Source organism: Actinoplanes sp. L3-i22 (assembly GCF_019704555.1).
In the GTDB taxonomy this organism is placed as follows: domain Bacteria; phylum Actinomycetota; class Actinomycetes; order Mycobacteriales; family Micromonosporaceae; genus Actinoplanes.
Genome location: NZ_AP024745.1, coordinates 1,204,609 through 1,225,802 on the forward strand (window position 1 = coordinate 1,204,609; position 21,194 = coordinate 1,225,802).

General features: G+C 72.1%; 21 protein-coding genes. 9 read left to right on the plus strand and 12 right to left on the minus strand.

Annotated features, from left to right (window positions below):
- Nucleotides 1-75: 75 nt before the first annotated feature.
- Nucleotides 76-2,217 carry a glycoside hydrolase N-terminal domain-containing protein gene (locus L3i22_RS54280; RefSeq protein WP_221325920.1) on the minus strand — a complete coding sequence of 714 codons (2,142 nt, stop codon included), beginning with the start codon at nt 2,215-2,217 and terminating at the stop codon, nt 76-78.
- Between the two features lie 45 nt (nt 2,218-2,262).
- Between L3i22_RS54280 and L3i22_RS53330 the strand changes: the two genes are divergently transcribed.
- Nucleotides 2,263-4,338, plus strand: a complete 2,076-nt coding sequence (locus tag L3i22_RS53330) for a beta-galactosidase (protein ID WP_255657976.1) — start codon at nt 2,263-2,265, stop codon at nt 4,336-4,338.
- Nucleotides 4,339-4,490: 152 nt separating this feature from the next.
- A complete protein-coding gene (locus tag L3i22_RS05565; protein WP_221325921.1) occupies nt 4,491-5,081 on the plus strand; it encodes a hypothetical protein in 591 nt (196 codons plus the stop codon).
- Here L3i22_RS05565 and ftrA read toward each other — a convergent pair.
- Nucleotides 5,057-6,025 carry a transcriptional regulator FtrA gene (gene ftrA, locus L3i22_RS05570; RefSeq protein ID WP_221325922.1) on the minus strand — a complete coding sequence of 323 codons (969 nt, stop codon included), beginning with the start codon at nt 6,023-6,025 and terminating at the stop codon, nt 5,057-5,059. The two genes, L3i22_RS05565 and ftrA, sit on opposite strands and share 25 nt — an antisense overlap.
- Before the next feature lie 71 nt (nt 6,026-6,096).
- Between ftrA and L3i22_RS05575 the strand changes: the two genes are divergently transcribed.
- Nucleotides 6,097-6,519 carry a rhodanese-like domain-containing protein gene (locus tag L3i22_RS05575; RefSeq protein WP_221325923.1) on the plus strand — a complete coding sequence of 141 codons (423 nt, stop codon included), beginning with the start codon at nt 6,097-6,099 and terminating at the stop codon, nt 6,517-6,519.
- A 113-nt stretch (nt 6,520-6,632) separates the two neighbouring features.
- Here L3i22_RS05575 and L3i22_RS05580 read toward each other — a convergent pair whose 3' ends face one another.
- Both L3i22_RS05580 and L3i22_RS05585 read right to left on the minus strand, forming a co-directional pair.
- A complete protein-coding gene (locus L3i22_RS05580; RefSeq protein ID WP_221325924.1) occupies nt 6,633-7,262 on the minus strand; it encodes a maleylpyruvate isomerase N-terminal domain-containing protein in 630 nt (209 codons plus the stop codon).
- Nucleotides 7,259-8,482, minus strand: coding sequence for an FAD-binding protein (locus tag L3i22_RS05585; RefSeq protein WP_221325925.1), 1,224 nt, complete (start codon nt 8,480-8,482; stop codon nt 7,259-7,261). Before L3i22_RS05585 ends, L3i22_RS05580 begins: the two co-directional genes overlap by 4 nt.
- A 105-nt stretch (nt 8,483-8,587) precedes the next feature.
- Here L3i22_RS05585 and L3i22_RS05590 point away from each other — a divergent pair, with 105 nt between their 5' ends.
- The 3 genes from L3i22_RS05590 (at nt 8,588) to L3i22_RS05600 (ending at nt 11,334) form a co-directional block, all read left to right on the plus strand.
- Nucleotides 8,588-9,136 carry a PadR family transcriptional regulator gene (locus L3i22_RS05590; protein ID WP_221325926.1) on the plus strand — a complete coding sequence of 183 codons (549 nt, stop codon included), beginning with the start codon at nt 8,588-8,590 and terminating at the stop codon, nt 9,134-9,136.
- Nucleotides 9,137-9,305: 169 nt separating this feature from the next.
- Nucleotides 9,306-10,178, plus strand: a complete 873-nt coding sequence (locus L3i22_RS05595) for a response regulator (protein ID WP_221325927.1) — start codon at nt 9,306-9,308, stop codon at nt 10,176-10,178.
- A gap of 322 nt (nt 10,179-10,500) precedes the next feature.
- On the plus strand, nt 10,501-11,334 hold the full coding sequence (locus L3i22_RS05600) for an MHYT domain-containing protein (RefSeq protein ID WP_255657978.1): 834 nt from the start codon (nt 10,501-10,503) through the stop codon (nt 11,332-11,334).
- A gap of 16 nt (nt 11,335-11,350) precedes the next feature.
- On the opposite strand, the gene L3i22_RS05605 is transcribed toward L3i22_RS05600, so the two are convergent.
- Nucleotides 11,351-11,671 carry a hypothetical protein gene (locus L3i22_RS05605; protein ID WP_221325929.1) on the minus strand — a complete coding sequence of 107 codons (321 nt, stop codon included), beginning with the start codon at nt 11,669-11,671 and terminating at the stop codon, nt 11,351-11,353.
- A 220-nt stretch (nt 11,672-11,891) separates the two neighbouring features.
- Here L3i22_RS05605 and L3i22_RS05610 point away from each other — a divergent pair, with 220 nt between their 5' ends.
- The gene (locus tag L3i22_RS05610) at nt 11,892-12,548 is read left to right on the plus strand and encodes a hypothetical protein (RefSeq protein ID WP_221325930.1); all 657 of its coding nucleotides are present in this window, start codon (nt 11,892-11,894) and stop codon (nt 12,546-12,548) included.
- Between the two features lie 92 nt (nt 12,549-12,640).
- Here the strand turns inward: L3i22_RS05610 and L3i22_RS05615 are convergent, their stop codons facing one another.
- From L3i22_RS05615 to L3i22_RS05630, 4 genes are all read right to left on the minus strand, one after another.
- Complete coding sequence (locus L3i22_RS05615; protein ID WP_221325931.1) at nt 12,641-13,891, minus strand: hypothetical protein; 1,251 nt, start codon at nt 13,889-13,891, stop codon at nt 12,641-12,643.
- Between the two features lie 209 nt (nt 13,892-14,100).
- Nucleotides 14,101-15,315, minus strand: coding sequence for a magnesium and cobalt transport protein CorA (locus tag L3i22_RS05620; protein WP_221325932.1), 1,215 nt, complete (start codon nt 15,313-15,315; stop codon nt 14,101-14,103).
- An 81-nt stretch (nt 15,316-15,396) separates the two neighbouring features.
- The gene (locus L3i22_RS05625) at nt 15,397-16,134 is read right to left on the minus strand and encodes an ABC transporter permease (RefSeq protein ID WP_221325933.1); all 738 of its coding nucleotides are present in this window, start codon (nt 16,132-16,134) and stop codon (nt 15,397-15,399) included.
- Nucleotides 16,135-16,136: 2 nt separating this feature from the next.
- Nucleotides 16,137-17,039: an ABC transporter ATP-binding protein gene (locus L3i22_RS05630; RefSeq protein WP_221329797.1), complete on the minus strand. Its 903-nt coding sequence runs from the start codon at nt 17,037-17,039 to the stop codon at nt 16,137-16,139.
- 65 nt (nt 17,040-17,104) lie between these two features.
- Here L3i22_RS05630 and L3i22_RS05635 point away from each other — a divergent pair, with 65 nt between their 5' ends.
- Nucleotides 17,105-18,061, plus strand: a complete 957-nt coding sequence (locus L3i22_RS05635) for a YafY family protein (protein ID WP_255657980.1) — start codon at nt 17,105-17,107, stop codon at nt 18,059-18,061.
- A gap of 107 nt (nt 18,062-18,168) precedes the next feature.
- Here the strand turns inward: L3i22_RS05635 and L3i22_RS05640 are convergent, their stop codons facing one another.
- Nucleotides 18,169-19,158 carry a hypothetical protein gene (locus L3i22_RS05640; protein WP_221325934.1) on the minus strand — a complete coding sequence of 330 codons (990 nt, stop codon included), beginning with the start codon at nt 19,156-19,158 and terminating at the stop codon, nt 18,169-18,171.
- On the minus strand, nt 19,155-19,724 hold the full coding sequence (locus L3i22_RS05645) for an RNA polymerase sigma factor (RefSeq protein WP_255657981.1): 570 nt from the start codon (nt 19,722-19,724) through the stop codon (nt 19,155-19,157). The genes L3i22_RS05640 and L3i22_RS05645 overlap by 4 nt, the downstream gene beginning before the upstream one ends.
- A 75-nt stretch (nt 19,725-19,799) precedes the next feature.
- On the opposite strand from L3i22_RS05645, the gene L3i22_RS05650 reads away from it, so the two are divergent.
- Nucleotides 19,800-20,642 carry an LLM class flavin-dependent oxidoreductase gene (locus L3i22_RS05650; protein WP_221325935.1) on the plus strand — a complete coding sequence of 281 codons (843 nt, stop codon included), beginning with the start codon at nt 19,800-19,802 and terminating at the stop codon, nt 20,640-20,642.
- Here the strand turns inward: L3i22_RS05650 and L3i22_RS05655 are convergent.
- Nucleotides 20,597-21,172 carry a GNAT family N-acetyltransferase gene (locus L3i22_RS05655; RefSeq protein WP_221325936.1) on the minus strand — a complete coding sequence of 192 codons (576 nt, stop codon included), beginning with the start codon at nt 21,170-21,172 and terminating at the stop codon, nt 20,597-20,599. The two genes, L3i22_RS05650 and L3i22_RS05655, sit on opposite strands and share 46 nt — an antisense overlap.
- Nucleotides 21,173-21,194 lie beyond the last annotated feature (22 nt).

Genomic DNA, 21,194 nt, shown 5'->3' on the forward strand with positions numbered 1-21,194 from the left:
GCGGGGTCGGCGAGCCCCGGGCGGCCGTCGGTGCGGCGCCCGGGGCCGACCCTCGAACCACGGTGTCGCCGGCGATCAGCGAGCCAGGCGCAACCGGTGTGGTGTGCCGGGGGAGAGGGGGACCGAGATGGTGCCGGTGGACCAGGTGACGACGGCGGTCCGGGCGGTCGTGGCGGTCAGGGTGGCCTCGAGCAGGCCGGGCCGCCAGGTGAGATCGACCCGGACCGGGCCGCGGGCGACCAGGCCGTGGATGCTTCCGGCCGGCCACTCGGCGGGGAGCGCGGGCAGCAGGTGGAGCCGGGCGACACCGTCGGCGCCGACATCGCGGCTGGCCAGGAGCATGGCGGCGATCAGGGCGGGGTAGGCGCCGGCCAGGTCCACGTTGAACATGTGGTCGCGGTTGTGGGTCGGGACCAGGTTGGGGCGCCAATAGGCCGACGAGAGGCGGGACAGTGCCGCGTACGCCTCGGCGGCCAGACCCAGGCGGGCCGCGGCGACGCCGAGCAGGGCCAGGCCGTACCCCATCTCGTCGGAAACCTCGCTCAGCCACCACCGTAAGCGTCGCCGCACGGCCTTGATCGCGGCGGCGCGCAGCGCCGGATCGTCCAGAAGCTCCGCGTCGCCGGAGTAGTACAGCGAATAGAGGTGGCTGCAATGCCGATGTTCGTGGTTGTCATCGAAGCGCGGGTCCAGCCACTCGGCGAGCTCGCCGGCCGCGTTGACGCGGTACCCGGGGAGCGCGTCCAGCAACTCCTGCCAGCGTGGCGCGGAGACGTCGTCAGGCGCGTGAACGAGCAGCGCCCGCAGCACGTCCCCGACGGCCCGCACGTCCAGCGTCGCGTCCACAGTGGCCTGCGCGCCGGAGCCGGCGGGGTGGTTCTCCGGCGAATAGGACGGGCTGAACCGGGCCCGGCCGTCGGTGATCCGCGCGAAGGCGAGGTGGAACTCGGCGACCTCGCGCAGGTAGGGGAGGGCCCGCTTGGCCAGGAACGCGGCGTCGCCGGTGTGCTGCCAGTGCTCCAGGTAGAGGCGGCCGAGCCAGGCGGCGCCGGCGGTCCAGAACGTCAGGCACCAGATCGGGCCGAAGTGGTTCTGCCTGCCATGGGTGCCGAGATGGGCCGGGGCGTACAGACCGGGCATTCCGTAAAGGCGGCGGGCGTTCTCCCGCAGGTCGTCGCGGAGCGAGTCGAGCAGGTCGAAGAGCGGTGGCATCAGCTCGGGAGTGCCGGTGGTGTGCACCGCGAGCAGGGCGGCCTGCAGGTTGCCGTCGATGGTCCAGCCGCTGCGCCACGGCGGCGACCAGGTGCCGCTCCAGACGCCCTGCAGGGTCGGCGGCCGGGTGCCGGTGCTGCTGATGATCGCGTAGCGGCCGGCGTCGAACAGCAGCTTCGCCCGCCGGTCGGGCAGCTCCAGGCGGCAGCGGCGGAACAGGTCGCCGTGGATCGCGACATGCTCCGCGAGCAAAGCTTCGAAGTCCGGCATCTCGCTGAAGCCGGATTTCTCCAGGCCGGGGGTGGTCCGGGCGGCGATCAAAAATCCGCTTTCGGTACGCCACGAGCGCGCCACGACGGTGTATCCGTCCAGTGCGCCGGGCCAGTCCGCGTCGCGGAAACGTGCGGTCAGGACGAGCGAGTCGCCGGTGCTCGACACGGTGAAGTCGACCGGGCGTTCGGGGGTTCCGGCGACGGGAGCGATCGAGAGGGTTCCGGCGCAGCCGGTGACCCGGATCAGGAGGGCGTCGACGGTTCGGGAGAAAAAGGACTCGCAGGTGACGCCGGGCCATTGGTGGCGGACCACCCCGGTGTCGAAGTCGGTGCTCCGCGACCATTCACGGCCCGGGCGATCCGGGGTGAACGTCAGCGTCGCCGTGCCGATCAGGGGGTCGATCCAGCGTGTTTCCGCGTAGCCGGGATGTTCCGCGGTGGCGATCTCGCAGACCTCGGTGGCCGCCTCGGCGTAGTGGCCCGCCGCCAGCATCTCGCGCAGGCGGGGCAGGGCCGCGGCGGTCGACGGGGCCGGCAACGGCTCGGTGACCGGTTGGAAGACGTCCTCGTGGGCGAGCGTGAACCGCAGCGCCCCGGGGGAGCCGTAGCAGAGCGCGCCCTGGCGGCCGTTTCCGGTGATCAGCGCGTGCTCCCAGTCCTCGGTCACGATCGACGACCGTCCGTGCTCGGGGGTTGAGGGGGTGCTGGGGGACGGATTGACGGGGGTGGGCACGGTGCCTACTTTGTTTAGGAGTCGAACTAAAGTCAAGGTGGTGCAATGCTGTTCTTCGGTGGCGACTACAACCCGGAGCAGTGGCCGGAGGAGGTTTGGGACGAGGACGTCGCGCTGATGCGGCAGGCCGGGGTCAACCTGGTCTCGCTCGGGGTCTTCGCCTGGTCGCACCTGGAGCCCGAGGAGGGGCGGTTCGAGTTCGGGTGGCTGGACCGGGTCATGGACCGGCTGCACGACGGCGGGATCAAGGTGGCGCTGGCCACCCCGACCGCGTCGCCGCCGCCGTGGTTCACGCTGGCCCACCCGGACGGGCTGCCGGTCACCGCGGACGGGGTTCGGCTCACGCACGGGAGCCGGGACACGTACTGCGTCTCCTCGCCGGCCTATCGCGCCGCGGCCCGGAACATCGCCGCCGAGCTGGCCGGACGCTACGGGCAGCATCCGGCGCTGGCGGTCTGGCACGTGCACAACGAGTACGGGACGGACTGCCGCTGTGATCTGACCGCCTCGGCGTTCCGGTCGTGGCTGGCGAAGAAGCACGGGGACCTGGACGCGCTCAACGAGTCCTGGACCACGGCGTTCTGGAGTCAGCGCTACTCGGACTGGGCGCAGATCATGCCGCCGCGGGCCACCCAGTACCTGCCGAATCCCGCGCAGGTGCTGGACTTCCGCCGGTTCCTCTCGGACGAGTTGCTCGGGGCCTTCGTGGAGCAGCGGGACCTGCTGCGGGCGGTCAACCCGGGCGTCCCGATCACGACGAACTTCGTGCAGGGCGGCTGGGTGAGCGTCGACCACGCGCGCTGGGCGTCCGAAGTGGACATCGTTGCCGTCGACCACTACCCGGCGGGGGTCGACGGAGAGTCGGAGACGGCGTTCGGCGGGGACCTCGCCCGGGGCTGGGCCGCGGGTCAGGGCGGCGAGTGGCTGCTGATGGAGACCGCGCCGAATCTGATCTACACGCCGGGGCGGATGCACGCCAAGGAGCCCGGGCGGCTGACCCGGCACAGCCTGAACTACCTGGCCCGGGGGTCGCGCGGGGCGATGTACTTCCAGTGGCGGCAGCCTCGGGGTGGGGCCGAACTGTTCCACTCGGCGCTGGTGCCGCATGCCGGGCCGGACAGTCCGGTGTTCCGGGAGGCGATCGGGCTCGGGCGGACGTTGGCCGCCCTTACGCCGCACGTCGTCGGGGAGACGGTTCCGGCGCAGGTGGCGGTGGGGTGGGACGCGCCGTCGTGGTGGGCGTTGCAGGGTGGCGGGTTGCCGGCGGCGGACATCGACTATCTGGCGGCGGTGCGGCAGGTGCATCGGGTGCTGTACGAATCGGGCTTCGCCACGGATTTCGTTTTCCCGGGACTGGACGGGTTCGGGGAACGGGCGGCTGCGGGCGGCGCGGGGCTGGTCGGCGCCGGAACGCTGTCGACCGGGGGTGGGACGGAGCTGGTGGACTCCGGCTCCGGGGCGGGTGCGGTTGGGGCGGGGCTGGGGGCGTACAAAATTGTGGTTTTGTCGCATCTGTTTTTGATCTCGGATGCGAGTGCGGCGGCGCTGCGGGACTTCGTCGCGGGCGGGGGATGCCTGGTGGTGGGGCATCTCAGTGGGATCGCGGATCCGGCGGGGCGGATTCGGCTCGGGGGATATCCCGGGGCGTTCCGGGAGGTGCTCGGGGTGCGGGTGGTGGAGTGGCGGCCGCTCGGGGTCGGCGTGACGATCGCTCTCGACAACGGGGAGCAGGGCATTCGCTGGAGTGAGCGGGTGGAGACGGCCGGGGCCGAGACGGTGGTTCGGTACGCGGGGGATGTGCTGGCGGGGGCGCCGGCGGTCACTCGGAACCGGTTCGGGGCGGGTACTGCCTGGTATGTGTCGCCCGGGCTCGGTGATGACGCGCTGCGCCGGCTGCTGGGGCAGGTGGCGGTGGAGGCCGGGGTGACGCCGGTGCTGGCCGGGCTGCCGCCGGGGGTGGAGGCGGTTCGGCGGGGTGAGCTGGTGTTTCTCTTCAACCATGGCGACGGGCCGGGGACGGTTCCGTTGCCGGGGGCGGGGACGAACGCGGCTACCGGGCGCGCGGTGTCCGGGTCGGTGACCGTGCCGGGTGGAGGGGTGGTGGTGTGGCGGGGCGCGTGAGAGGTGGGCGGTGACCGTGGCGGGTGATGGTGTGGCGCCTGTGCGTGAGGAGTGGGCGGTGACCGTGGCGGGTGGTGGTGTGGCGGGGTGCTTGAGCAGGGGGCGGTGACCGTGCCGGGTGGTGGTTTGGTGGCGTGCGTGACACTGGGGTGGTGACCGAAGTCAGCCCCGAACAGGTGCCCGTGGCAGAAGCCGACGAAGCTGCGAAGCCGGCGGCGAAGGCTCGCCGGCGGCCGATCATCATTGCGGCCGGTGTGCTGGCCGTTGTCCTGGCGGCGCTCTTCGGCTGGATCTGGAGCCGGCCGTCCTCGCCTACCGCGGCGCGGGACTCGGCGTTGCAGGGGGTGCTGTCCTACGGCGGGCCGGCGGGCTGGCAGGTGATCCAGGATCCGACGATTCCGGACGTCGAGAACGCGAAGTGGACGCAGCGCGACGATCAGCCGGTGCTGATCGAGGACAACGGCTTCACGGTGATCTGGTCCACGTCGCCGGCCACGCCGGAGGCCTGTGCCGCGCTGGCCGACTGGGCGAGGAAGCGCGTCGACCCGCAAGCCGGGAAGGACGTGACCTACTCGTGCCCGGATGCCCTGAAGGACAAGTCGGGCGAGCGGAAAGTCTTCAGCAGCTACGGCACCGAGCCGGGCGAGCACGGACGGTACCTGTTCTCCGCGGCGGTCGGCCCGGACGGGATGGTCGCCGGCCTCACCTACGAGGGCGCTCAGGAGCAGAAGGCTTTGCGGTAGGCGGACGGGGAGGTTCGCATCGTCTGGGCGAAGTGGTGGCGGAACGTGACCGGTGAGTCGAAGCCGACCGCTGACGCGACCTCCTCGATCGGTGCGCGGGTCGTCTCCAGCAGGGCCAGGCTGGCGTGTACGCGCTGGCCGATCAGCCAGCGGATCGGGGTCGTGCCGGTGGCCCGGGCGAAGTGCCGCAGGTAGGTGCGCGCGGACATGTGCGCCCGGCGGGCCAGCACCTCGACGGTGATCGGCGAGGACAGGTTGAGCAGCGCCCACTCCATGCTCCGGGCCAGCCGGTCGTCGGCCGGGTCGTCCGGCACCGGGGCCTCGATGAACTGGGCCTGCCCGCCGTCCCGGTGCGGCGGGACGACCAGCCGGCGGGCGACCGCGTTGGCGATCGCCGGGCCGTGGTCCAGGCGCACCACGTGCACGCACAGATCCAGGCCGGCGGCGCTGCCGGCGCTGGTCAGGACGTCGCCGTCGTCGAGGTAGAGGACGTCCGCGTCGACCTGGACGGACGGGTGGCGGGTGCGCAGGGTCTCCGCGTAGCGCCAGTGGGTGGTGGCTCGGCGGCCGTCCAGGAGGCCGGCGCCGGCCAGGGCGAACGCCCCCGAGCAGATCGACATGATCCGGGCGCCCCGCGCGTGGGCCGATCGCAGCGCCGTGACCAGGGCGGGGGACGGGTCGGCGCGGACGTCGGGCACGCCCGGGACGATCACCGTGCGGCCGGCCGCGAACGTGTCCAGGCCGTGCTCGGTGTACAGCGAGGCGCCGCCGACCACGCGGACCGGGCCCGGGGTCTCGGCGCAGATGGTCAGGTCGTACCAGGGGCGGTCGAACTCCGGGCGGGGCAGGCCGAAGACCTCGGTGACGATGCCGAGCTCGAAGACGGACATGCCGTCGTAGGCCAGCACGGTGACCGACGGGGCACGCTTCCCGATCCGGAGCATGGCGAGATCTTAGCGATGGTTGGCATCAGCGCCACTGGGCCGTTCGGCCGCGCGACGGCACGATCAGTGTCATGACCAGCGCAATCGAGCATTTCAGCAACCGGCTCCGCTTCGAGACCGACGTCAGTGACGTCCACGCCGACCTGGAGGCCGGCACGGCCGGGGTGGTCGTCGTCGACTCGCGGAGCGACGAGTCGTGGCGGCAGGGGCACCTCCCGCACGCCGTCCACCTGCCGACCCGGGAGATCGCCGCCCGGGCCGCCGAGGTGATCCCGGCCGGCAGCGCGGTGGTCACCTACTGCTGGGGGCCGGGGTGCAACGGGGCGACCCGGGCGGCGCTGGAGTTCGCCAAGCTCGGGTACGCGGTCAAGGAGATGATCGGCGGTTACGAGTACTGGGTGCGGGAGGGCTTCCCGGTGCGCGACGAGAAGGGCGAGCGGTCCCGCCCCGCCGACGAACTGACCGCCCCGGCCGGCGCCACCTGCGGCTGCTGACCACCCCCGACCCCAGCGTTCAGCACCGGTCGAGGGCGCGCGGCCAGGGTGCGTCGGCCGAGGGTCGAGGATGCGTCAGCCGAGGGCCGAGGGTGCGTCGGCCGAGGGGTGTGTCAGCCAAGGGTCAAAGGGTGTAGGCCGGTGAGGTCGAGGGTGGTGGGGGCGCGGCCGGTGGCCTGGCGGATCAGCTGGTCGGGCGGGCCGGGCAGGTCGGCCGGCGCGCGGTCGAAGAGCAGCCGCAGGACCACTTCGGCAGCCGGTGGGGTGAGCCAGGCCGGGTGGTGCAGGGCGTCGGCCAGGTCGAGGCCGTGGACCGCGAGCTCGACCACCCGGGTGGTCAGGAAGTCGTCGAGGAGCATGGCGTCGCCGTGCCGGGTGCGGACGACCCGGCCCGGCGGTTCGGCCGCGCACCGGTCGGCCAGGGTGGTGGTGAATCCGCGGAAGTCGCGGACGTCCAGGCCGGCGGCCTGTTCCTGGGCGAGCCTGATCCGGGTGGCGTCGGTCGCCGCCGAGAAGCGGTGGTCCGGGCGGTAGTAGTCCGCGGCGGAGACCTCGGCCGCCTCCGGCGGATCCCCGGCCAGCATGCCGGGCAGCCAGCCCAGGGCGACCCGGATGTGGGCGAACAATTCGCGTACGGACCAGGGCGCGCATCGGGTCGGCCGGGTCCAGTCGGCACCGTCCCAGCGGGCGGCCGCGTGCCCGAGAGCGTCGGCCTCCGCGCGGAACGCCTCCAGGGTGGTCATCCGAGCAGACGGTCGAGGAACTCGTTGCGGAACTTGCCGGCTGGGTCGAAGCGCTCCGCGAGGGCCTTGAAGTCGGCGGTGCGGGGCAGTTCCGGGGCGGTGGTGAAGACCTTGCCCAGGTGCGGGCGGGGGTTCAGCGGGGCGAGGGCCTTCTCCACATCGGCGACGACCGGGAGCACCGCCTCGGTGTCGGCGATCCAGGTGAAGTGCAGGGCCAGGCTGTCCCGCTGGTAGTTCGGCGACATCCAGAGGTCGTCGGCGGCGATCGTCCGTACCTCGGAAACCTGGAGGACGTCCGCGACCCGCTCGCGGACCTGGGCCACCGCATCGATCGCGTCGTTGGCCCGATCGAGCGGGACGTGCCACTCGGACTGCAGCTCCTCGCCGCTGCTCGGGGTGAACTCCATCCGGAAGTGCGGCAGCCGCTCGTGCCAGGGGCCGGGCACGCCGCCCTGCTCGGTGCAGTTCTCGGCGGGCATGCCGGGCACCGGGTGGCGCGGGCCGTCGGCGAGGGTCGCGCCGAAGAACGGGTCCCCGGTCATCGGGTCGAGTCGCTTCAGCCAGACCTGGTCGATGTCCGGGCCGGTCCAGCGGGTGAAGAGGCTGACGCTGTAGCCGTCGGCGAGGATCTCGGGCAGCCCGGTGCGGACCGAGGCGGCGGGCAGGTTCTCGAAGACGTACTGCCGCAGCTCGAAGGCGGGCCGCACGTCCAGGGTCAGCGCGACCACGGCGCCCAGCGCGCCGAGTGCGGCCACCGAGCCGGGGAAGTCCGCGTCGCCGCGGGACACCGTGACCAGCTCGCCGTCGGCGCGGACGATCTCGACGCCGGCGACCGCGGTGGCCAGGTTGCCGTTGCCGACCCCGGAGCCGTGCGTGGCGGTGGCGACCGCGCCGGCCACCGAGATGTGCGGCAGCGACGCCATGTTGTGCACGGCCAGGCCCTCGGCGTGCAGGCGGGTGGCGAGGTCGCCGTACCGGATGCCGCCGTCGACCCGGACGGTCCGCCGGTCCGGCGCGATCTCGACGACCCGCGGCAGGCCGGCCAGCGACAGCAGGTCCCCGTCGGTGTCGGCGAGCCGGTTGAACGAGTGTCCGCTGCCCAGCACGCGCACCTTGGCGGCCGCCGCGATCAGGTCGCGCGCCTCGTCGATCGTCCGGGGGCGCAGCACCTGCCGGGCGCCGAAGGTGATGTTGCCGGCCCAGTTAGTCAGTGGTTCCACCCGAGTCACCCTACGGGCGTACGCCAGTAGGCCGTTCGGGGTTGTTCCGGAGATCAAGGTCAATATTGGGTTGTTTCTAGGTGTATACGCCCATACCGTTGTTCCATGCCGCTGGATGCCTCACGGAACAGTCTGGTGCTGCCGATTCTCGGGTTCCTCGGGGAGCGCCCGGCGCACGCCTACGATCTGGCGACCCGCCTCCAGGAGCGGTACGCACACCTCACCGCGACCCGCAGCACGGTGACCACCCTGCTCAAGTCGCTGCACCGGGCCGGTCTGGTGGACGCGCGGGAGCCCGGCAAGGTCGGCAACCGCCCGCCCCGGACGGAGTACGTGCTGACCGGCCCGGGCATCGCCTGCTTCCGGGCGAAGGTCGAGTCCGGCCTGCGGGACACCCCGGTCGCGTCGGTGGACTTCGCGCTCGCGGTGGCCTGCCTCGGGAGCCTTCCGGCGGATCGGGCGGTGGCGCTGCTCACCGCGCGGGCCGAGCGGCTGACCGGGGAGCAGGCGGCGCTGCCGGCCGGGTCGGCGGCGATGGCCGAGCTGGGCACCCTGGAGCACGGGTACTGGCACGGGCTGGTCGCGGCGGAGCTGGAGTGGATCGCGGCCCTGGTGCGGCGGATCCGGTCGGCGGAGCTGGACTGGGCGGCGTGAGCCCGGGCGGCGTGAGCCCAAGTGCCGTGAGCCCAGGCGGCGTCGCCGAAATCCGCGCCGATAAAATTTGATAAATCGATAATACCCGACATTGTGGGTTTCGGGGATCTGTGGAGCTTGCCGGGCTTATGGTCGGGTCGATCGTGCGGCCGACCGAGGGGAGCGCGCCATGGCGTCCATCGTGATCGCGGAGGATGACCGGGACATCGCGGAGCTGCTCAAGACGGTGCTGAGCAACGCCGGGCACGCCGTGCAGACCGCCCCGAACGGCGCGGCCGCCCTCGACCTGATCGAGCGCACCCTCCCCGACCTGGTCATCCTCGACCACCACATGCCCGGGATGAGCGGGCTGGAGGTGGCCGGCCGGCTGCGCGCCGAGGTGGGCACCGCCGCGATCCCGATGATCATGCTGTCCGCCGCCACGCCGGCCGCGGCCCGGCAGCTCTTCGACGTGACCATCACCAAGCCGGTCCGCCCCAAGCATCTGCTGGAGGCGGCGACCGAGCTGCTCGCGGCGCAGGACCCGCATCACGGCACCGCCGCCCAGCTGTCCGACGTGCCGCGGCTGCTGGCCGTCTCGGACTTCCTGTCCCGGCCCGCGCACGTGGCCGGGCTGGACGCGTTCGCCGAGCGGCTCGCGGTGCTGGCCAAGGTGCCGACCGGGGCGATCACGCTGATGCTCAACGACTCCGTGGTGGTGGCCGGGTCGTTCGGGATGCCGACCTGGGTCCGGGAGGCGGGCGGGGTGCCGGCCGAGTGGTCGCCGGACGCGATCGTGGTGGCCGAGGACGTGCCGGTGCTGATCGTGGACAGCCAGGCGAGCGGCGAGTACGCGGACACCCCGCTGTTCGCGGTGAGCGGCGTCCGGTCGTACGCCAGCGTCCCGCTGCACTCCCCGGAGGGTCACGTCGTCGGCACACTCTGTGTCATGGACGAGCGGCCGGGCACCTGCACCGAGGACACCGTGCAGGTTCTCCACTCGCAGCGGGCGGCGGCGCTCAGCCTGCTCACCCCGGCCAGTCAGGCGCCTGCCGGGGCGTGAACGACGGCATTTCGTATACGTTACGGAAAGTCATCGCTACGGCCGTACGTAATAGGTTCGTCCGTTTTGTATTTGCCTCGTAACGGAAAGCGGACTATATCGCTCCTACAAGGCAAAACGGATGTCCGTTATCCCCGTTTCGGACGATGCGCCATCAACCGTGACCCAAATTGAGATCATCTGCTCGTGCGCTCGTAACGAAGTTTGGATCACAATCGGTGACGACCGCGACGGGGCTGAGGCAGTATGCAGCGCGGCAAAACTCTTCACGAGAGGGAGCGCGGCAACCATGGCGGAGATCCATCACTTTGACCACGGATGGGTGACCCCCACGTTCAGCTATCTGCTGTCCGTGCTCGGCTCGTTACTCGGCCTCATCGGCGCGACACGGCTGCGGTCATCCCGGACGAACGCCGAGAAGGGCTGGTGGCTCGTCCTCTCGACGCTGGCCATCGGCGCGACCGGCATCTGGACCATGCACTTCGTGGCCATGCTCGGCTTCGAGGTGGTCGGCGAACAGGTGCGGTACGACGTGGGCCTCACCGCCGCCAGCGTCCTGATCGCGATCGTCGCGGTCGGCATCGGCCTGGCCATCGCGCTGCTCGGCACCGGCGCGCGGCACGTGCGGATCCTGACCGGCGGCGTGGTGGCCGGCCTCGGCGTGGCCGCGATGCACTACACCGGCATGGCCGCGATGCGGGTGAACGGCGAGATCCACTACGCGGGTTCCCGGGTCATCCTCTCGGTGGTGATCGCCGTGGTCGCCGCCACCGTCGCGCTCTGGCTCACCCTGGTGGTCAGCAAGCCGCTGATCATCTTCATCTCCGCCCTGGTGATGGGCGTCGCGGTCAACGGCATGCACTTCACCGGCATGTCGGCGATGTCGGTGACCGAGGAGGAGCACTTCGGCACGATCCAGGGCGCCAGCGCGGGCTCGCTGCTGGTGCCGATCGGCATCACGGTGGTCTTCGCCCTGCTGGGCATGGTGTACGCGCTGATGGCCGCCCCCAGCGAGGAGGACCGCGCCGCCACCGAGTACCTGAAGGCCCGGATCGACGCCCGGATGGCGCAGCAGGAGCAGGCGGCGAAGAGCTCGTCCGGCCGCGGCACGCTCGGCAACGGCAACTGGACCTACCGGGACCGCGGTCAGCAGTAGTCGAGGCGGCAGCGGGTCAGTGGGGCTGGACCAGCCAGTCCCACGCCCGCTTCAGCCCGCTCTCGTGGCGCTCCACCGGCAGGTCGGTGCCCAGCCGCTCGGCCGGCTCGGTGAGGATCACGCCGCGCTCGTAGAGGCCGGCCACCTGCGCGCGGGCGGCGAAGCGCCGCCCGTCCGGCGTGCCGATCACCAGCCCGTGGAAGACGTCCGGGCCGTCGTCGGCGAGGACCTGTTCGACCGTGCCGACCGTGTCGCCACCGGGTGCGTAGACCGGCACGCCCGCACGCAGGACCTGGTAGGCGACCGGTTCGCCGAGGTCTTCCGCCTTCTCAGCCATGTGTCGAGGGTTACCCGGTAGATCGGGTTTCAGTCCCGCGCGACGGCATCCTCTTTTCGGCTGACCGAATACTGACGTTTTGTCCAAATCGCGTTTCCCCTCCGAAAAACGCGGGCAAATCCGGACAGTCAGGTACTCAATTCCCATATTGTCCTTTTCGCCGGGCCGCCGCTACTGCCGGACCGGTTGAACAGAGGGCATCGGAGGATTCGTAATGCACATGAGTCGGCGAATCGCAGCAACGTTCGCGCTGGCCACTGCAGCAGCCGGGTTGACGGCAGTCGCCGCCGCGCCGGCCACCGCGGCGCCCCGGGGCCCCCAGCCGGTCACCGCCTGGCTCAAGCCGGTCCGGGCCAACGTCCCCACCTGGGTCGACATCGCCTGGCGCACCGACCGGCCGGTCTGCGACGCGCAGGTCCAGGTCCGCGGCGAGCGGGTCCGGGTGGAATACCTGGGCAACCGGCGTGCGGCCAACTTCCTGAAGGGCAACACCCTCGGCGTACGGCGTACCGAGGTCACCCGCGTCCGGGTCACCCCGGAGAACGTGGCCGGCGGCGTGGCGAAGCTCTGGACGACGATCTCGTACAACGAGTGCGGGATGCGTGCCCGCACCCAGACACGCACCACGGCGATGTCGCTGCCGGTCGTGCGCAACACTCCGCCGGGGGGCCAAGGGGGTCCGGGCGGCCCCGGAGCCGGCCACCCCGGCGGCCCCACCACCGGCCAGGGCATGCCCGGCCACGACCAGCCCGGCGCCCCGCACCAGGGTGGCGCCAACCCCGGCGGCATGCAGCCCGGCGGCGGCTCGCCGGCCGGTCAGCAGCCGGGCGGCTCGGGCCACGGTGGGCCGGGGCAGGGCGGCGGCGGTCACCACTGACCTGATCCCCGGATGAAAAAGGGCGCACGGCCGGCTTCCCCCCGGCCGTGCGCCTTTCGTCTTCCGCCAGCCTCAGCGGCGGACGCCGAGCCTCAGAGGCGGGCGCCGATCAGGCCGGCCGGGTCGCTGCAGACCAGGTCCAGGGCGCGCTGCAGGACCACCAGGTCGTACGTCGAGGAGTGGAACGTCGCGTCCAGGTGCACCACCCCGTCCATCTCGCTGATCGCCAGCGCGATGCCCTCCGGCTCGCAGTGCGCGGGCGCGCTCTGGTTGATCCGGCCGGCCGGGCCGACCGCCCACGGCAGATCGCCGAGCAGGTCGTGCCGCCCCTGGTCGTCGAAGACCAACCGGGGGCGCGGCTCGATCGCGATCTCCTCCGGGTACGGCTGCGGGATCCGCGGCGCGCGGGTCACCATCATCCGGCCGGAACGCAGCAGCATCGCGGTCAGGATCCGGCCGCCGGCCAGCTCGGCGGTGAGCGTGCGGTCGATCGGCGCGGGGTGGGTCAGGCTGGCCGGGGACAGGTACGACCCGGTGCTGAAGTTGCCGTCGACGCCGGCCGCCTGGCCCAGGTGCCAGCGCGCGTCGGCCAGGAACACCCCGCCGGACAGATCCGGGTTCAGCCCCAGCTCGACCAGGGCCGCGGCGAACGCGGCGAACGCGATGGCCGGCGCGGTGGCGCCCGGGGCGTGCCGGTCGCGCCACAGGCGCATCTCGCCGAGCACCCGCGGCGACCGGGCCGAGCAGGTGACCAGGCTCGCCTTCCACGGGCGGGTCGGCGCGGGAAGGCGCTGCGGCGGCCGGGGCACGGCCAGCCCGTCCCGCCACCGGCTCGGGCGCAGGCCGACCTGCTTGAGCCAGGCCCGCGGCAGCGCCCAGCGGCGCGCGGTCAACGGGGTGAGGGCGGCGGCGCGGCCGGCCAGCGCGGCCCGGACCAGCTCGCGGAGCAGGGCGTTGACCGGCTCGGTGTCGCCGTACGCCGGGGAGACCTTGAGCGCGACGTACCCGCCGCCGACCAGGATCCGGACCGGATGCTCGCCCGGCGGCTCGTCCTGCAGGCGCCGGGTCATCGTCGCGAAGTCCAGCGTCGCCGGGCCGAGGTCGGTGACCACGTCCCGGACGAAGACGGCGAACTCCGCGGTGTCCAGGTGCTGCCAGGCCGCACCCGGACGATCCAGCCGGGAGACCGCCCGGTGTTCCGGGTCGGCCCGGTGCAGGCCGGTCAGCGCGTCCCGCATCCGGGCCGCGGTGATCCCGGTCAGCGGGCCGATCGTGCGGATGTGCTCCAGCGGAAGCCACGAACGCTCGCGCAGGGTCAAGCCGGTGGCCTCGGTTGCCGTCACGTCCGTCACTCCCCAAAGATCAACGCAACCCCGGAACCTAGTCACTCGCCGTGGTCGCGGGCTAGGGGCGGAGGCGGCTGTCCCGTATCACCGTCCGGTGTGGAAACCGGCCCGATCGGGTGATCCTGAGCGTATCCAGCGGGTGACTGATCCAAACTGGAATGCCGTCACGCAGCGTCTGTGACCTTGGTCGCGATCACCGACCGTGATCAGAGCCAGCCGGTCCGCTTCAGCCGCCAGTAGAGGCCGCCGCAGAGCACCGCCATCGCCGCGATCGTGACGGAGAAGCCGTACGGCGAGTCCAGCCCCGGAATGACCGTGAAGTTCATCCCGTAGATCCCGGCGATGACCGTCGGCACCGCGGCGATCGCGGCCCACGCGGCGATCTTGCGCATGTCGTCGTTCTGATCGATCGAGATCTGCGCGAGCCGGGCCTGCAGGATCGAGTTGAGCAGGTCGTCGAAGCCGGCCACCCGGTCCACCGCCCGGCTCAGCCGCCCGCGCACGTCGACCAGGTACGGCCGCAGCCCGGCCGGCAGCTCCCGGGTCTCCAGCAGCCGGGCCAGCGGCTCGGCCAGCGGCAGCACCGCCCGCTTGAACTCCACCATCTCCCGTTTCAGCTGGTAGATGTGGGCGATCCCGGTGCTCCGGACGGCCGCGAAGGACTCCTCCTCCAGGCGCTCCAGGTCGCGCTCGACGTGCCCGGCGACGTCCAGGTAGCTGTCGACCAGGCGGCTGCCGACCGCGTAGGCCACCGCCCACGGGCCGTGCCGCAGCACCTCCGGCCGCTTCTCCAGCTCCTGCCGGACCTGCCAGAGCGGGCCGACCGGGCCGTGCCGCACGGTGATCGCGAACCACGAGCCGATCAGCACCGTGATGTCGCCGGTCTCCACCACCTCGGAGGTGTCGGTGAGCCGGTCGTGCTCGACGTACCGCGCGGACCGCAGCACCAGCCGGGTCACGTCGCCGGCGGTCTCCACCCCGGGCCGGTGCCCGCCGGTGGTGGCCTGCTCGGCGACCAGCTCGTGCAGGCCGAAGACCTCGGCGACCACGTTCATCGTGGGCTGGTCCGGCTCGTGCAGGCCGAGCCAGACGAACGCGTTGCGGCGCCGCCGGGCCAGGCGGGCGGCGTCCGGATACGACATCTGCCGCGGCTGCCCGGGCTCCGAGCGCCGCACGCCGGAGGTGTAGACCGCGCAGTCCACCACGGCGTCCGGGTTCGCGCGGCGCGGCGCCGAGGCGACCGCCGGTGGCCGGATCAGCCCGTCCAGCAGGTGCCGGAACGGGCCGGGCAGGACGCGCCGCCGGGCCCGCCAGCGCGCGCCGACGCGGACCACGTCACCGGGGGACTCCCGGTGCCAGCCGCCCTCTTCGAACCCGGGTGAGACGAACTCGTCGTCGTCCCGACGCTGCCGACCGAGCATGCGTCCGCCCGCCACCTTCCGCCTCGATGCACCCGTCTCGCCCCGACGAGTCGCGAGTAAAGAACGTAGCGGGCCGGTACGTCAATCGGAGCGCTGCATCGCCCGGACACCGATCAGCAATCCGAGAAGTCCCACCCCGGCGGCGGCGAGCACGCCGTAACCGGTGGCGGTGGACCACACGTCGCCGTCGAACAGGGCACGTTCGGCGTTCACGACGTACGTCATGGGGTTGATGTCGGAAAGGAACCGCAACCACGCAGGACCGTTCTCGATCGGCAACAGCACCCCGGCGAGCAGCAACAACGGAAAGAGCAGGGTCTGCTGTACGGTCCAGAACAGCCACTCCTGGTTCTTCGAGGCCAGGGCGAGCGTGTACGACAGCGCGCCCAGCCCGACGCAGAAACCGGCCAGTATCACCAGCCCGAGCAGCGCCCCCAGCGGATGCAGCCGGAACCCGAACGGCACGCAGACCGCCACGATCAGCACCGCCTGGGCGAGCATCGGGACGATCTCCTTGAGCGCCCGCCCGATCAGCAGCGCGGGCCGGCGCAGCGGGGTGACCAGCATCCGCTCGTGCGAGCCGGACTGGATCTCGTAGAGCAGGTTCGAGCCGGTCATCGACGTGCCGAACAGACACGACATCACGATGATCCCGGGCACGAACCACTGCAGCGAGGTCTCGTCCGGCAGCAGCGGGGCGTACAGCGCCAGGAAGAACAGCGGCTGCACCATCGAGAAGACGATCGAGAACGGGCTGCGCAGCACCGGGCGCAGCTCCCGGCTGAAGACCACCCGGGTGTCCGTGACGAGGGAGCTCATGATCAGGCCTCCGGGGTCTCTTCGCGCAGGCTGCGGCCGGTCAGGGTGAGGAAGACGTCGTCCAGGGTCGGCCGGATCACCTCGACCGTCTCCGGTCGCGTGTCGAGCAGGCTCAGCACCAGCCGGGGCCCGTCGTCCGTGGTGATCACCACCCGGGTGCCCTCCCTGGTCCCCTGCTGGACCCGGGCGGCCTCCGCCTCGGAGCCGAAGCCGAGGATCACCCGGTCACCCACGTGCTTGGTCTTGAGCCGGGCCGGGCTGTCGTCGGCGATGATCCGGCCGTGGTCGATCACGATCACCCGCTCGGCCATCGAGTCGGCCTCCTCCAGGTAGTGGGTGGTGAGCACGATCGTGGTGCCGTGCTCCCGGCGCAGGCGCAGGATGTGCTCCTGCAGGTTGGCGCGGTTCTGCGGATCGAGGCCGGTCGACGGCTCGTCGAGGAAGAGCAGCTCCGGGGCGTGGATCAGGCCCATCGCGATGTCCAGGCGGCGGCGCTGGCCGCCGGAGAGGGTGGAGACGGTCCGGTCGGCGACCTCGCCCAGGCCGAGCGAGTCGATCAGCTCGGCGGCGCGGGCCCGGGCCTGGCGGACCGGCAGGCCGTACGCCCGCCCCTGGCTGATCAGCTCGTCGCGCCCGCGCTGGCTGTGCCCGGCGCCGTTACCCTGCCCGATGTACCCGATCCGGCGCCGCACCTCGCGCTGCCGGGTGACCACGTCGAAGCCGGCCACCTCGGCGCTGCCGGCGGTCGGCGGGATCAGCGTGGTGAGCATGCGCAGCGTGGTGGACTTGCCGGCGCCGTTCGGGCCGAGCAGCGCGACCAGTTCGCCGTCCGCCACGTCGAGGGTGATGCCGTCGACCGCGGTAACGCTCTTGAACCGTTTCGTCAGTTCTCGCGTCGCAATCATCATGGCTCCGACGCTAGGGTTCGTTGCGGTCAGCTCCTGACCGCAATCCGAGGGATTCTGGATCCATGGCGAACACGAGTGCCCGGATGCTGCGGCTGTTGTCGCTGCTGCAGACCCACCGCTACTGGCCCGGCTCGGAGCTGGCCGAGCGCCTCGAGGTCTCCCCGCGCACCCTGCGCCGGGACGTGGACCGCCTGCGGGAGCTGGGCTATCCGGTGGACGCCGCGCGCGGGGTGGCCGGCGGCTACCAACTCCAGGCCGGTGCCGCGGTGCCGCCGCTGCTGCTCGACGACGAGGAGGCGGTGGCGATCGCGGTCGGGCTGCGCAGCGCCGCCGCCGGGGCGGTCGCCGGGTTCGAGGAGACGTCGGTGCGGGCGCTGGCCAAGGTCATCCAGCTGCTCCCGCCGCGGCTGCGCCGCCGGATCGACGCGCTGCAGGCGGTGACCAGCCCGGGCGTCTTCGGCGGCGGGCCGGTGCTGGACGCCGGGGTGCTGACCACGATCGCGCTGGCCACCCGGGCCGAGGAACGGCTGCGCTTCGGCTACACCCCGCGCACCGGCGACGTCTCGCGGCGGCACGTCGAGCCGCACCGCCTCGTCCCGCTCGGCCGGAAGTGGTACCTGCTGGCCTGGGATCTCGACCGGGCCGACTGGCGCAACTTCCGGGTGGACCGGATCGCCGAGCCGGCGCTGACCGGGGCCCGCTTCCGGCCGCGGGAGATCCCCGGCGGCGACCCGGTGGCCTGGCTGCGGTCCCGGATAAGAGCCATTCCCAATCGGTACGAGGTGTCCGTGCTGATCGAGGCGACCCCGGCGGCGATCGGCGCGTCGACCGGCCACTGGGGGCAGATCGAGGTGCTCGGGGAGGGGCACTGTCGACTTCGGATGAACGTCGACGACCTCGGCTGGCCGGTCATGGTGCTCGGCGTGCTGGGCGCCCCGTTCACCATCGAAGCCCCGCCTGAGCTGCGCGAACGGGCGCGCGCGGCGGGCGAGACCCTGCTGCGCGCGACAACCGTCTGATCTGGACGGACCGACGCCCCCGTGGCGTCGGTCCGCATCAATGAAGGTAGTCCCCGGGTGCGACACTTTTCCGTCACGTTTAAGCCACTGCTTATATCAAAACCCGATTATTCGGTACGGCGTACCGACCGCGCGAGCCGAAGCACCTGATCGGCCGTGAACGATCGCGGGGCCATCAGCCGGAACGCCGACCCGTCGGGCAACCGGCCGCCGTTGACGACCCAGATCTCCGCCGCGCGGTCCAGAGTGGCCGGGCTGCCGTTGATCGTCACGGGCGTGGTCTCCGCCAGCCCCGAGGTCTCGCCGGTCTCGTCGCCGGCCGGGGTGGACCACCACTGAAGGTGCACCTGCTGATCGAGGTGGGCCGGGTCGGCGTAGGAGAGCAGGGCGGAGCCCTTGAAGCCGGCCAGCGTCCAGCCCTCCGGGATCAGCCCGAGCGTCGCCTCGAAGCCCAGCGACTGCCGCTTCGCCCGCACCGTCGTCGCCATCCGGATGACCTCGTCCTCGGTGGCCGGGCGCCCGTTGGTGCCGATGGTGAGCCAGACCCCGGCGGCGTATTCCCAGGTCAGCTCGACCGAGTCGACGTCCTGGCCGGGGATCGACAGGATCCGGCCGGGGTGCCCGTCCACCTTGACGGCGCGTTGACCCGGCGTATCGCCCGGGTCGGCCCGGCCGGTCCGCAGGCTCATGCTCTTCTCCGGGGTGCCAACCTGGTAGACCGCGGTGATCGGACCACCCGGGCCGGCGGTGAAGACCGGGTCGCCCAGGCCGGGGATCTCGTAGTCGAACTCCGGAGCGGTCGCGGCGACCAGCCGCACCGTTGCGAGGGCCGAGGCGCCGGCCCGGGTCGGCGGGGGTGAGGGGACCCGGCCGCCCGGGACGGCGGCGAGCGCGATCATCACGGCGGTCACCGCGGCGGCGGCGAAACCGAGGCCGGCCGCGGCGGGGATGAGCCAGGGCGGGCGCCGCGGGACCTTGCGCTGTCCGGTACCCGCGATCTCGGCGGTCAGGGCGGCGCGGGCGGTGCTCGACGTCGCGGCCGACAGCTCGGGCGCATCGGGGCCGTACCGGTTGAGAAGGTCCAGGTCGTCGGTCATTTCTCCACCTCCGTAGGGGTGTGGCCGAGGGCAGCGCGGGTCTGCCGGCGGGCGCGGTTGATCCGGGAGCGGACGGTGCCGATCGGGATGGCCAGGGTCGCGGCGATCTCCGCGTACGAGAGTTGTCCCCACGCCAGCAGCAGGAGCGCGTCGCGGTCGGCGGCCTTGAGTTTCGCCAGCGCCGCGGCCAGTTCCGCCCGGATGGCCCGGGCGTCGAGACGGTCCTCGGCCCCCTCCGGATCGGGCGGCGGATCCTGCTGTCCGGCCGCCCGGGCCAGTGCCCGGTAGCGGCGCTCCTCCTGACGAACGTGCCGGTGCAGGACGTTCGTGGCGATCCCGAGCAACCACGGACGTACCTCCAGCCGCAGCGGCTGATAGTCGGCGCGCCGGCGGAACGCGATCAGGAACGTCTCGGCCAGCAGGTCGTCGGCGGGCGGGCCGATCCGGCGGGCCAGGTAGCGGTGCACGGTCACCGCGTGCCGGTCGAAGAGCGGTGCGAACCGCTCCGGATCACCGACCGACTCGCGGATCAGCACGCCGTCCTCGATGTGCAGTTGGTCGTTCACAACCGTTGATGCCCGGTCGCCGCGATTCGGTTCACGGCCGGATTCTTGTCGGGGGGTGCCACCAGAATGGCGGGCATGACGACACTCGGAGCGATCTTTACCCCGAACAACCCGCCGGAGCGGCTGCTCGGCGTGGCCCGGGCGGCGGACGAGGCCGGGCTCGGCGAGCTCTGGCTCTGGGAGGACTGCTTCCTGAACAGTGGCGTCGCCGCCGCGTCGGCCGCGCTCGCGGTGACCGGGCGGCTCCGGGTCGGCATCGGGATCATGCCGGTGCCGTTCCGGAACGCGGCGCTCTGCGCGATGGAGATCGCCACCCTCGGCCGGCTCTTCGGTGACCGGGCGATCGCCGGCGTCGGCCACGGCGTGCAGGAGTGGATGGCCCAGGTCGGTGCCCGCCCGGCGTCCCCGCTGACCCTGCTCCGGGAGTATGCGACAGCCGTGCGCGCCCTGCTGCACGGCGAGACGGTGACCACCGCGGGGCGCTACGTGCGGCTCGACAAGGTGACGCTGGACTGGCCGCCGGTCGTCGCGCCGCCGCTGCTGATCGGGGCGACCGGGCCGAAGACGCTGGCCCTGTCCGGCGAGGTGGGTGACGGGACGATCCTGACCGGGGCGACCACGGTCGCCGGGGTCGCCGAGGCGAAACGGCTGATCGCGGTGGACGGCCCGCACGAGATCGTGGTGTTCGTGGCGGCGGCGTTCGGGCCGGGCGCGCGGGAACTTCTGCGGGTCCACCGCGAGCAGAGCGGGCCGGACGAGCCGGGCGTGGCCGGCGACGCGGCGGAGATCGCGGAGGTGGTGCGGGCCTACGCGGCGGCCGGCGCCACCAAGGTCATCCTCCAGCCGATGCGCGGTGAGCCCGACCCGGAGAGCTATGTCCGCTTCGTCGCCGAGGAGGTGCAGCCCCTGATCGCCTGACCCAGTTTGCGCTGGCGGATGTGGTCGTCGTGCCACTCGGCGCCGACCAGGAAGCGCTTGACGCCGACGATGTCGAAGCCGTGCTTGGTGTAGAAGCGGGCGGCCCGGGCGTTCTGCTGGTTCACGCCGAGCCAGCAGGTCTCCGCGCCGGTCGCGGCGGCCTCGGCCAGGGTCGCGGTCATCAGCGCGTGGGCCGCGCCGGAGCCGTGCCGTTCGGCGAGGAGGTAGAACTTGCTCAGCTCGACGCTGGTGGTCGCGTCCACGACGGCGGCCACGTCCGGGTCCGCGATCGGGCCGCGGACCAGCATCGAATAGCCCACCGGCCGGTCGTCGTCGTGGGCCAGCAGCAGGATCCGGCCCGGGTCGGCCAGGTAGCCGGCGAACCGTTCGGCGGACAGGTTCGTGGCGATGAATGCGGTTATATCGGCCTCTGTCGTGCCCGGTGGGCAGGCTAATCCAAAAGTAAGTGTCGCCAGAGCGTGTAAAGGTTGCTCGTCGCCATGGGTGGCATGACGCACAGTTATCCCCATAGCGAAACAGTTTAGAGTCTTC

Coding starts and splice junctions, on each gene's coding strand:
- L3i22_RS53330 (WP_255657976.1), top strand. CDS start 2,263: ATGCTGTTCTTCGGTGGCGACTACAACCCGGAGCAGTGGCCGGAGGAG.
- ftrA (WP_221325922.1), bottom strand. CDS start 6,025: ATGCTCCGGATCGGGAAGCGTGCCCCGTCGGTCACCGTGCTGGCCTAC.
- L3i22_RS05575 (WP_221325923.1), top strand. CDS start 6,097: ATGACCAGCGCAATCGAGCATTTCAGCAACCGGCTCCGCTTCGAGACC.
- L3i22_RS05580 (WP_221325924.1), bottom strand. CDS start 7,262: ATGACCACCCTGGAGGCGTTCCGCGCGGAGGCCGACGCTCTCGGGCAC.
- L3i22_RS05590 (WP_221325926.1), top strand. CDS start 8,588: ATGCCGCTGGATGCCTCACGGAACAGTCTGGTGCTGCCGATTCTCGGG.
- L3i22_RS05595 (WP_221325927.1), top strand. CDS start 9,306: ATGGCGTCCATCGTGATCGCGGAGGATGACCGGGACATCGCGGAGCTG.
- L3i22_RS05605 (WP_221325929.1), bottom strand. CDS start 11,671: ATGGCTGAGAAGGCGGAAGACCTCGGCGAACCGGTCGCCTACCAGGTC.
- L3i22_RS05610 (WP_221325930.1), top strand. CDS start 11,892: ATGAGTCGGCGAATCGCAGCAACGTTCGCGCTGGCCACTGCAGCAGCC.
- L3i22_RS05620 (WP_221325932.1), bottom strand. CDS start 15,315: ATGCTCGGTCGGCAGCGTCGGGACGACGACGAGTTCGTCTCACCCGGG.
- L3i22_RS05625 (WP_221325933.1), bottom strand. CDS start 16,134: ATGAGCTCCCTCGTCACGGACACCCGGGTGGTCTTCAGCCGGGAGCTG.
- L3i22_RS05630 (WP_221329797.1), bottom strand. CDS start 17,039: ATGATTGCGACGCGAGAACTGACGAAACGGTTCAAGAGCGTTACCGCG.
- L3i22_RS05635 (WP_255657980.1), top strand. CDS start 17,105: ATGGCGAACACGAGTGCCCGGATGCTGCGGCTGTTGTCGCTGCTGCAG.
- L3i22_RS05640 (WP_221325934.1), bottom strand. CDS start 19,158: ATGACCGACGACCTGGACCTTCTCAACCGGTACGGCCCCGATGCGCCC.
- L3i22_RS05650 (WP_221325935.1), top strand. CDS start 19,800: ATGACGACACTCGGAGCGATCTTTACCCCGAACAACCCGCCGGAGCGG.
- L3i22_RS05655 (WP_221325936.1), bottom strand. CDS start 21,172: ATGGGGATAACTGTGCGTCATGCCACCCATGGCGACGAGCAACCTTTA.